The 9,654-nt window shown below is 66.8% G+C and carries 10 protein-coding genes; 5 read left to right on the top strand and 5 right to left on the bottom strand.

What is annotated here, in order from left to right:
• Positions 1-376 precede the first annotated feature (376 nt).
• The 4 genes from cobM to OG203_RS29880 all read right to left on the bottom strand — a co-directional run bounded on the left by cobM (position 377) and on the right by OG203_RS29880 (position 3,503).
• Positions 377-1,126: a precorrin-4 C(11)-methyltransferase gene (cobM, locus tag OG203_RS29895; protein ID WP_405160576.1), complete on the bottom strand. Its 750-nt coding sequence runs from the start codon at positions 1,124-1,126 to the stop codon at positions 377-379.
• Positions 1,127-1,153: 27 nt separating this feature from the next.
• Complete coding sequence (locus OG203_RS29890) at positions 1,154-1,579, bottom strand: PPOX class F420-dependent oxidoreductase (RefSeq protein WP_405160575.1); 426 nt, start codon at positions 1,577-1,579, stop codon at positions 1,154-1,156.
• A gap of 113 nt (positions 1,580-1,692) precedes the next feature.
• Positions 1,693-2,310, bottom strand: coding sequence for a response regulator (locus tag OG203_RS29885; RefSeq protein WP_405160574.1), 618 nt, complete (start codon positions 2,308-2,310; stop codon positions 1,693-1,695).
• Positions 2,307-3,503, bottom strand: a complete 1,197-nt coding sequence (locus OG203_RS29880) for a sensor histidine kinase (RefSeq protein WP_405160573.1) — start codon at positions 3,501-3,503, stop codon at positions 2,307-2,309. The genes OG203_RS29885 and OG203_RS29880 overlap by 4 nt, the downstream gene beginning before the upstream one ends.
• Before the next feature lie 130 nt (positions 3,504-3,633).
• On the opposite strand from OG203_RS29880, the gene OG203_RS29875 reads away from it, so the two are divergent.
• The 3 genes from OG203_RS29875 to OG203_RS29865 all read left to right on the top strand — a co-directional run bounded on the left by OG203_RS29875 (position 3,634) and on the right by OG203_RS29865 (position 6,438).
• Positions 3,634-4,692: an ABC transporter permease gene (locus tag OG203_RS29875; protein ID WP_405160572.1), complete on the top strand. Its 1,059-nt coding sequence runs from the start codon at positions 3,634-3,636 to the stop codon at positions 4,690-4,692.
• A 35-nt stretch (positions 4,693-4,727) separates the two neighbouring features.
• Complete coding sequence (locus tag OG203_RS29870; protein WP_405160571.1) at positions 4,728-5,468, top strand: ABC transporter ATP-binding protein; 741 nt, start codon at positions 4,728-4,730, stop codon at positions 5,466-5,468.
• 109 nt (positions 5,469-5,577) lie between these two features.
• The gene (locus tag OG203_RS29865) at positions 5,578-6,438 is read left to right on the top strand and encodes a hypothetical protein (protein ID WP_405160570.1); all 861 of its coding nucleotides are present in this window, start codon (positions 5,578-5,580) and stop codon (positions 6,436-6,438) included.
• 21 nt (positions 6,439-6,459) lie between these two features.
• On the opposite strand, the gene OG203_RS29860 is transcribed toward OG203_RS29865, so the two are convergent.
• The gene (locus OG203_RS29860) at positions 6,460-7,383 is read right to left on the bottom strand and encodes a LysR family transcriptional regulator (RefSeq protein ID WP_405160569.1); all 924 of its coding nucleotides are present in this window, start codon (positions 7,381-7,383) and stop codon (positions 6,460-6,462) included.
• A gap of 141 nt (positions 7,384-7,524) precedes the next feature.
• Between OG203_RS29860 and OG203_RS29855 the strand changes: the two genes are divergently transcribed.
• Both OG203_RS29855 and OG203_RS29850 read left to right on the top strand, forming a co-directional pair.
• Positions 7,525-8,907: an MFS transporter gene (locus tag OG203_RS29855; RefSeq protein ID WP_405160568.1), complete on the top strand. Its 1,383-nt coding sequence runs from the start codon at positions 7,525-7,527 to the stop codon at positions 8,905-8,907.
• Positions 8,904-9,650, top strand: coding sequence for a 3-hydroxybutyrate dehydrogenase (locus OG203_RS29850; RefSeq protein WP_405160567.1), 747 nt, complete (start codon positions 8,904-8,906; stop codon positions 9,648-9,650). The genes OG203_RS29855 and OG203_RS29850 overlap by 4 nt, the downstream gene beginning before the upstream one ends.
• Positions 9,651-9,654 lie beyond the last annotated feature (4 nt).

The following is a 9,654-nucleotide window of genomic DNA, read 5'->3' as shown; positions in this document are numbered from 1 at the left end:
CCGTAACCTCGCTTCCGGAACACCACGCAAGCGCTCCCCGACGACACCCGGACAGGACGCTCACCTATACCAGCGTGGCGCCCGCGTCTCGGGGTTCAGTTCTCTAATCAATCAGGCAAAAAAGCTCATTGGCATTATCTGTTCGCCAGGGTGACCTTGTTACATAGGCGCGACCGCGCCCACTACCCACCGACCGGCAATGCCGGGAATCTCGCTGCAGATCACCGAACCAATCTACCGTCGTCGCCCGCACCGAACCAACCACCCTCGATAGCCGACCGACATCAGCACAGGCAGTTGGGTTGCCAGCACTTTGCGGTCCTCATGTTGCAGACCTCACATCCTGCGGGATGCGCTGTGCGGGACGCGCGGCGGGTCACCGATGCCGGGCGCGAGCCGGGTCGTAGAGGTGCGATTGGGCACAGGACACCGTGCCGGACAGCGCCCGGCCGACCAGGATGATCGCGGCCTGCCGCAGCCCGGCGGCCTCGACCTGATCGGCGATATCGGCGAGGGTGCCGCGCAGGATCAGCTGGTCGGGCTGGCTTGCGCGGTACACCACGGCGGCCGGGCAGTCGTCGCCGTAGTCGTCGACGAGTTCGGTGGCGAGGGTGCGGATGCGGGTGATGGCCAGGTGCAGTACAAGTGTGGCGCCGGTGCTCGCGAAGTTGGCCAGCGACTCGGCGCTCGGCATCGCGGTCGAGCGGGCCTGGGTGCGGGTCAGCACGACCGACTGCACCACCTCCGGGACGGTGAGTTCGGTGCCGAGCAGGGCGGCCGCGGCGGCGTAGGCCGGAACGCCGGGGGTGACGTCCCACGCAATGCCGTGTGCGTCGAGCCTGCGGGTCTGTTCGGTGAGGGCCGAGTAGAGCGACGGGTCACCCGAGCACAGCCGGGCCACGTCCTTGCCGGATTCGTCGGCGCGCACCAGGTGTTCGACGATCTGGTCGAGGTCAAGGTGCTGGGTGTCGATCAGTTCGGCGTCGGGCGCGCAGTGGCCGAGCACGTCGGGATCGAGATAGGTGCCCGCGTACAGGCACACCGGCGAGGTGCCGAGCAGGGTGACCGCGCGAACGGTGAGCAGGTCGGCCGCGCCCGGCCCGGCGCCGATGAAGTGCACGGTCATGCGGGTGAGTGTAAAACGCGGTTCGGATCAGGCCGTCGCGTCGAAGTGGGCGAGCACCTTGGTCGGCCGCAGGCGAACGACGAGTTCGCCGGGCACCCCGTTGCGCTTGCCGAACTCCTCGGCCCGGTCGGCGCCCATGTAGCGGCCGCCGATCTCGGTGGCCGTGCGGACCAGTTCCTCCGGATCCTCGGACAGGGTGACGGTGCCCTGCAACTGCACCGACGGGTACGGCGCCGCCTCGACGTCAACGATCACCGCGATGCGGCCGTCCCGCGCGAACGCCTTGCCCTTGGCGGTGGTCTTGCCGGTGTTGAAAACCAGTTCGTCACCCTCGAGGACGAACCAGACCGGGGTGACCACCGGTCGGCCGTCGGCGGCGACGAAGGCCACCTTGCCTGTCCGCGTGCCTTCGGAGAGGAACTCGCGCACCTGAGGATCCGAGAGAGAGGCCATTGCCTCACCCTAGAGCCACGCAGGCGGCCGGGCGGGGCACCGACGGGCGCATGTCGCGAGATCGGGCGGCGTTGGCTTCAACCACGCACGGGCGCGGTAGCCGCCCGCCCATCTCAGATCGCACCCTGCTCGCGTGCCCTGGCGACCGCCGAAGTGCGGGATCGGACACCGAGTTTCGCGTAGATGTGCACCAGGTGGGACTTGACGGTGGTTTCGCTGAGGAACAGCACCTTGGCGATCTCGCGATTGGATCGTCCGTCGGCGACCAGCCGCAGCACCTCGATTTCGCGTGCGCTCAGGGTGGTGTCGGCGCGGCGCACGCGGGTCATCAGCTTCGAGGCCACCGCGGGCGACAGCACGCTCTCCCCCTCGGCGGCCGAGCGGACGGCGGCGAGCAGTTCGGTGGGCGGGGTGTCCTTCAAGATGTAGCCGCAGGCGCCCGCCTCGATGGCGCCGAGGATGTCGGCGTCGGTGTCGTAGTTGGTGACCACCAAGACATTCGGCGGCTGCGGGAGGGCGCGCAGCTCGGCGGTGGCGTCGGCGCCGGAGCGGCCCGGACCGAAGCTCAGGTCCATCAGCACCAGGTCCACCGGGGTGGTCGCGCAGAACGCGACGGCCGCCTCGCCGGTGGGCACGTCGCCGACGACGGTGATGTCGTCGCCGCCGTCGAGCAGCGCGCGCAGGCCCGCGCGGACGATGGCGTGGTCGTCGGCAAGCAGCAGGCGGATCATCCACGCTCCCCCGGTTGGGCCGAATCCGGTTCGGGGGCAGCGGATTCGAGCGGGAAGGAGACGGTGACCGCGGTGTGGCCCCGCTCCGATTCCACCGCCATGGTGCCGCCTTGCTGCTCCACGCGCGACCGCATGGCGGCGAGGCCGAACGAGCCGGACGGCGAGTGGTCGAGGACGTCGGGCTCGATGCCGATCCCGTCGTCCACCACGTCGAGCAGGACCTCGGCGTCGGCGTAGGTCAGTGTCAGGCGCATCCGGTCAGCTTTCGCATGTCGCACCACATTCGAGACCGCGCCCTGCGCGATCCGCACCAGCGCCGCCTCCACCGGCATCGGCAGTCGCTCGGGGGTGCCTTCGACTACCAATTGGGTAGCGAGTCCGGGAGTCTTGGCGCGCAAGCAGATTCGCTCCAGTGCCTGAGCAAGCGACTGACCGTCGAGTGCGGCCGGGGTCAATTCTGCGATGAGCCTTCGCGTTTCGGCGAGGTTCTCCGCAGCCGTCTCCCTGGCCAGCCGAATCTGTTGCAGCGCGGAATGATCCGGGGCCGACTGCTCCGCGGCGTGCAGTAGCAGTTGGATGCTGCTCAACCCTTGCGCGACGGTGTCGTGGATCTCCTGCGCCAGACGCTCACGCTCGGACAGCTTGCCCGCCGTGCGTTCCTGATCCGCGAGTATCGCTCGGGTACTGATCAATTCGTCGATCAGCCGCTGTCTTTCGGCGGACTCGCGGAACAGCGCCTGGTAGCCGAGACCGATGCCGACGGCGACGGCCGCGCCGAACATCGGTCCGATCGCGCCCGCCACCGACCAACCCCGGTGCGCCCCGAAACCAAGCACCGCGATCGCCGTGGCCGCCGCCACCGCGACCAAGTTCCAGGGGCGCGGGAGCAGATGCAGGTAGAGGAAGAAGAGGCCGAAGGCCAGGTAACCGGCGTCGGGGGCGAGCAGGACCAGGCCGAGCCACCACACCGTCAGTGCGATCAACCAGATCGCGATCCCACCGCGCCGCCCGCTCAGTACGTGACCGCCGAAGTAGGTCGCCAGGAAGGCCACCGTCAACGCCACCACCGGAATCGGATGCGGTGCGCCGGGCAGCAGCGCCCGCACCGCGATCACCACCGCCAACGCCGTCACCAGCACATGCAGGCCGAGCCGCAGCGCGGTGAAGACGGGCGTGAGCGGTGACGAGTGCACCTTGCCAGCTTATGTGCGGCTACCCGCGCGGCATCCATCGAAAGGTGTAAAACGCCACCCACCCTTCGATGGTGCGCCTTTCCTTCCCGCGCGCGATGGCCGCCGGCGCTTCGCGCGGAACAGTGAAGGCATGTTCGTCGCACTCCGAGATCTGCGCGCCGCCCGCGGCCGCTTCCTGCTCATCACCCTGGTCGTCACCCTGGTGGCGCTGCTGGTGAGTTTCCTGAGCGGGCTCACGGCCGGGCTCGCGCATCAGAACATCTCGGCTGTCGAATCGTTCCCCGGCGACACGGTCGTCTTCGCCGACACCGGCGCGGCGCCGTCGTTCGACGCCTCGACGCTGACCGCCGAACAGGTCGCGGCCTGGCAGGCCGCCGCGGGCCCGAGCGGCACCGTCGACCCGATCGGCATCAGCCACGGCAAGGTCGATCCCAGCGGCAGGGCCTCGGTGCAGGTCGCGTTCTTCGGCACCACCGGAACAGCTTTCGGCAATCGCTCCGCAACCGAGAACGGCAGCGTGGTGCTCAGCACCGGCGCGGCCAAGGACCTCGGCGCCGCCACGGGCGACTCGGTCAGCATCGGCGGTCGCGCGTTCGCCGTTGCCGCGGTGCGCGGCGACGACTGGTACAGCCACACACCGGTGGTCTGGACGACCCTGGCCGACTGGCAGGCGATGAGCCCGCGCTCGGGCGCAGCCACCGTGCTCGCGGTGTCCGGCGTCGCCGATCAGGCAGCGGTGAACGCCACCGCGCACACGCAGACCACCGATCCCGCCGGCGCGCTGTCGGCACTCAGCGCGTACCAGGCCGAGAACGGCTCACTCACCCTGATGACGGTGCTGCTGTTCGCCATCTCCGCGCTGGTGATCGGCGCTTTCTTCACCGTGTGGACCGTGCAGCGCATGCCCGACATCGCCACCCTCAAAGCCCTCGGCGCCACCTCCGGCTCCTTGGTCCGCGACGCCCTCGCCCAGGCCGCCGTCGTGCTCACCGCCGGTGTCGCGGTCGGACTCGGAATCACCGTCGCCGCAGCCGCTTTCATGGGCGAAGCCCTCCCCTTCGTCCTGAGCCCGACCACCACACTGCTACCCGCGCTAGCACTGATCGTTCTCGGCCTACTCGGCGCCGCCTTCGCCCTGCGCTTCCTGTTCACCACCGACCCGCTGACCGCACTCGGCGCGGGCCGCTGATCCATCAGCTTTGAGCCACTGGAGTTTTCGAGATCATGACCACCGCGATCCGCACCACCACCGCCCTCGACATCACCGACGTGACCCTCACCTACCCCGACGGTGCCGGCAGACTCACCGCGCTCGATAACGTGAGCCTGCGCGTCACCGGCGGCAGCATCGCCGCCATCACCGGCCCGTCCGGCTCAGGCAAATCCAGCCTCCTCGCCGTCGCCGCCACCCTCATCCACCCCGACTCCGGTCACGTCACCCTCGAAACCCCCAGCGGCAAAACCGATCTCGCCACCGTCGGCCGCCGCGAAGCAGCCACCCTCCGCCGCTCCGCCATCGGCATCGTCTTCCAACAACCCAACCTGATCCCCGCCCTCACCGCCCTCGAACAACTAGAGGTGATGACCCACCTCGGCCAACACCTGCACACCTCAGCCCACCAGCGCCGCGAAACCCGCACCAGGGCAATGGAACTCCTCGACGCCGTCGGCCTGGCCGACCAACACGCCAAACGCCCCGCTCAACTCTCCGGCGGCCAACGCCAACGCATCAACATCGCCCGAGCCCTGATGAACAACCCCGCCCTACTCGTCATCGACGAACCAACCAGCGCCCTCGACACCGAACGAGGTTCCGCCATCATCGATCTCATCCTCACCATCGTCCACGACCACGGCGCCGCCACCCTCCTCGTCACCCACGACCGCACCCACCTCCACCGCATGAACGCCGTCTACACCATGACCGACGGCCACCTCACCCAAGCCACCCCCGCAACTCCCTAGCGCTCAAGCCACAGATCACCGAAAAGTGGAACGTTCCAACATGATTCGTTCCAATACCACCGCAGATATGAGCTTGTTTTCCGTCGTTGGCAACTGATAGCTTCCCCGCATGCCCAGCAGACTGCATGAGCTACTCGTCGACCTGTTCCGGCAACGCCCGCAGCTGGCCGCCGAGCTACTAACCACCGTGCTGGACACCCAACTACCTGAATTCGACCACGCCCGTTTGGAATGCGGAGATTTCCCCGACATCAACCCCACTGAGTACCGCGCCGACGCAGTCGTTGTGCTTGCGCAGGGAACCAAACCCGCCGTAGCGGTGGTGGTCGAGGTTCAGCTGCGGCCCGACAAAGACAAGACGTGGAGCTGGCCGGTCTACCTGACGACGCTCCGTGCTCGACTGAAGTGCCCAACCATCCTGCTGGTGCTGTGCCCGGACAAACCCACCGCCGCCTATTGCCGCAGACCAATCACAATCGCCCCCGAGTTCACACTGAAACCCTTGGTGCTGAGCCCGACCGATATCCCCGTGGTCACCGATTCAGAGACCGCGGAAGCCAACCCCGAGCTTGCGGTCCTCTCCGCCATCGCGCACGGCGACGATCCCGAAAGCGAAACCATCCTGACCGTTCTGGCCACTCGCGTGCTCGCCGCGCCACACGGCAAGATGTACATTGACCAGGTAACGGGCCTCTTGCCCGAGGCCGCCCGACACTTCTTGGAGAGCCTCATGACCGCTGGCTACGAGTACCAAAATGAGCTCATCCGGACCTACTTCTTCGAAGGAAAGGCCGAGGGAGAAGTCGAAGGAGAAGCCAAGTCGCTCCTGAGAGTCCTCCGCAAACGCGGATTCGAAGTCTCCGACGCCCTCGCTGCCCGAGTTGCAGGACACACCGACACTGAACAGCTCGACGTCTGGCTCGACCGCGCCGTAGATGCGGACTCCCTCGACGAGGTATTCGGCGAATAAGTGGAAGTCTCGTCGCAGAACTCACTCGATATTGTGCTGATTGCCGAGTAGGGCGTTTCGTTCGTGGTGGACCTTTGCGCGGAGGGCGTCTACGAAGGCGGCTACTTCGGGGCGGCGGAGGGTTTCGGAGCGGGCGACCAGCCAGTAGGCGAGTTGGACGGAGACCTGGTTAGGGAGGACCCGGGTCAGGTCCGGGTGGCGGTCGGCCATGAAGCAAGGAAGCAGGCCGATGCCCGCAGCGGCTCGGGTTGCCTCCACATGCACGAAAACGTTTGTGGAGGTTACGGATTCGCGCATGGTGGGGGCGAAGCTGGAGGCTAGGTCGAGGTCGTCGACTTGGAGCATGGAGTCGATGAAGTAGACCAGGGGGTGGGCGGCAAGGTCATCGATCGTGGTCGGGGTTCCGTGTTCGCGGAGATAGTCTCGGGCGCCGTAGAGACCTAGGCAGTAGTCGGAGAGGCGGATTGCGGTGGCGCGGTGGACTTGTGGTTCGCCGACGACGACCTCGAGGTCAAGGCCTGAGCGTTGGGTGGAGGCTCGCCTTGTTGTTGCGACGATTTCGACGGTGATCTTGGGGTGTTGGCGTTGGACCTCGGCGGCGGCGGGGGCGGCCAGGTAGGCGCTGAAGCCGTCAGTTGCCGAAATGCGCACTACGCCTTCCAGGACCCGACTGCCGCCCGCGTCGGCGGCGAGTGATTTGACGGCCGATTCGACGATCTCGGCGGCGGCTAGTGCTTCGCGGCCGAGTTCGGTGAGTTCCCAGCCGCCCGCGGCGCGGGTCAGTACTCGGCCGCCGAGGGTGTGCTCCAACGCGGCGATGCGGCGGGAAATGGTGGTGTGGTTGATGCCGAGTTCTTCGGCGGCGGATACGAAGCGTCCGGATCGGCCGACTGCCAGCAGCACCAGAAGGTCGTCCGCGCTCGGCCGCCGCGCCACGCCACTCATGATCTGCATCCTCGCAGATACGTACTGCACAAATAACCATTGCGGACGAACTCATCTGCACTAATACTTCGTTGCAGCCGAGATTTGTGGGGGCCATCACATCTAGATCCTGATGTGACCCCAGGCACGAAGGAGGGTTCGATGAGCGTGCGCAGTGCTTTGTGGCCGAGTGACCCGGATGGGGTGCCCACCGGCTTGAGACGGGTGGTAGCCGCGTCGATGGCGGGCACGGTCGTCGAATGGTACGAATTCTTCCTCTACGGCACCGCCGCGACGCTGGTGTTCAGCAAGGTGTTCTTCGCCAAGGACACCAGTGATCTGGACGCGATTCTCGCCGCCTTCGTCACCTACGCGGTCGGCTTCGCGGCCCGCCCGCTCGGCGGTGTCGTTTTCGGGCATTTCGGCGACAAGTACGGGCGCAAGAAGTTGCTGCAATTCAGCCTGATCCTGGTCGGCGCCTCGACCTTCCTGATGGGCTGCCTGCCGACGTTCGGTCAGGTCGGTTACTGGGCACCCGCACTGCTGGTCGTCCTTCGCTTCATTCAGGGCTTCGCGGTCGGCGGTGAATGGGGTGGCGCGGTTCTGCTTGTGGCCGAACACAGTCCAAGTCGCAGCCGCGGTTTCTGGGCGAGTTGGCCACAGGCCGGGGTACCGATGGGGAACCTGCTTGCCACCGTGGTGCTGCTGGCGCTGACCTCGTGGCTCTCGGACGCGGCCTTCCTCAGTTGGGGTTGGCGCGTTGCCTTCTGGCTGTCCGCGGTGGTCGTGCTCATCGGCTACTACATTCGAACCAAGGTCACCGACGCGCCCATTTTCGTTGCCGCGCAACAGGAAGTGGAGCAGATCAAGGCGACCTCGCTGAGCGTCGTCGAGGTGCTCAAGCGCTACCCGCGCGGCGTGATCACCGCCATGGGCCTGCGCTTCGGCGAGAACATCCTGTACTACCTGGTTGTCACCTTCACCATCACCTATCTCAAGGTGCAGGTGCACGTCGACACCCAGGTCATCCTCTGGTGGCTGCTCGCCGCGCACGCTGTGCATTTCGTGACGATCCCGCTGGTCGGGCAGCTGTCCGACCGCTTCGGCAGGCGACCGGTGTACCTGGTCGGCGCGCTCACGGCGGGCACCTGGGGTTTCTTCGCCTTCCCGATGATGGACAGCGGGCACAACGCGATCATCCTGTTCGCCATCATCATCGGCCTGGTCTTCCACGCGTTCATGTACGCGGGCCAGCCCGCGATCATGGCGGAGATGTTCCCGACGCGGATGCGGTATTCCGGTGTGTCCCTTGGCTATCAGGTCACCTCGATCGTGGCCGGATCGCTGGCCCCGATCATCGCCGTCCGCCTGCTCAACAGCTACCACTCCGCGGTGCCCATCGCGATCTACCTGGCCATCGCCGCGGCGATCACCGCGGTCGCCGTCCTGTTCGCCCGCGAAACGAAAGGCTTGACCTTGGAAAGCGTCGACCTCGCCGATGCCGAGGGCCTGGCGGCCAAGCCCGCACCGGTGATCGTCAAATGAGTGACCTGACCGGACGTTCCGCCCTGATCACCGGTGGCGCCAGCGGCATCGGCGCGGCCTGCGCGCGGGAACTCGCCGCGCGCGGTGCGCTGGTCACCATCGCCGATATCGACGATGTGGGCGCGAAGGCGCTGGCTCGCGAACTGGGCGGAAAGTCTTGGGCGGTAGACTTTCTCGAGGTCGAGCCGCTGGAGACGCTCGACCTCGCGGTGGACATCCTGGTGAACAACGCGGGGGTGCAAAGCATCAGCCCGATCGAGGAGTTCCCGCCGCAGCAGTTCCGGACCCTGCTCACCCTGATGGTCGAGGCACCGTTCCTGCTCATCCGCGCCGCCCTGCCGCACATGTACCGAGAGGGCTTCGGCCGGATCATCAATATCTCGTCGGTGCACGGGATCCGGGCATCGGAGTACAAGGCCGCCTACGTGACGGCCAAGCACGGGCTGGAAGGCTTGTCCAAGGTTACCGCGCTGGAAGGCGGCCGCCACGGCGTCACCAGCAACTGCGTCAGCCCCGGCTATGTCCGTACCCCGTTGGTGGACAAGCAGATCGCCGACCAGGCCAAGGCGCACAACATCCCCGAGCAGGAGGTGCTGGAGAAGATCCTGCTCACCGAGAGCGCGATCAAACGCCTGGTCGAGCCGGAAGAGGTTGCCGCGCTGGTTGGTTGGCTCGCCTCGGCGGACGCGGGCATGGTGACCGGCGCCTCCTACACCATGGACGGTGGCTGGAGCGCTCGATGACCGC

Source organism: Nocardia sp. NBC_01499, assembly GCF_045040275.1.
Lineage (GTDB): Bacteria > Actinomycetota > Actinomycetes > Mycobacteriales > Mycobacteriaceae > Nocardia.
This window is presented reverse-complemented; position numbering and strand designations above follow the sequence as displayed.

Excerpts from the sequence above, each read along its gene's own strand:
- OG203_RS29875 (WP_405160572.1), top strand. The coding sequence starts at position 3,634 with ATGTTCGTCGCACTCCGAGATCTGCGCGCCGCCCGCGGCCGCTTCCTG.
- OG203_RS29850 (WP_405160567.1), top strand. The coding sequence starts at position 8,904 with ATGAGTGACCTGACCGGACGTTCCGCCCTGATCACCGGTGGCGCCAGC.
- OG203_RS29865 (WP_405160570.1), top strand. The coding sequence starts at position 5,578 with ATGCCCAGCAGACTGCATGAGCTACTCGTCGACCTGTTCCGGCAACGC.
- cobM (WP_405160576.1), bottom strand. The coding sequence starts at position 1,126 with ATGACCGTGCACTTCATCGGCGCCGGGCCGGGCGCGGCCGACCTGCTC.
- OG203_RS29870 (WP_405160571.1), top strand. The coding sequence starts at position 4,728 with ATGACCACCGCGATCCGCACCACCACCGCCCTCGACATCACCGACGTG.
- OG203_RS29885 (WP_405160574.1), bottom strand. The coding sequence starts at position 2,310 with ATGATCCGCCTGCTGCTTGCCGACGACCACGCCATCGTCCGCGCGGGC.
- OG203_RS29855 (WP_405160568.1), top strand. The coding sequence starts at position 7,525 with ATGAGCGTGCGCAGTGCTTTGTGGCCGAGTGACCCGGATGGGGTGCCC.
- OG203_RS29860 (WP_405160569.1), bottom strand. The coding sequence starts at position 7,383 with ATGAGTGGCGTGGCGCGGCGGCCGAGCGCGGACGACCTTCTGGTGCTG.
- OG203_RS29890 (WP_405160575.1), bottom strand. The coding sequence starts at position 1,579 with ATGGCCTCTCTCTCGGATCCTCAGGTGCGCGAGTTCCTCTCCGAAGGC.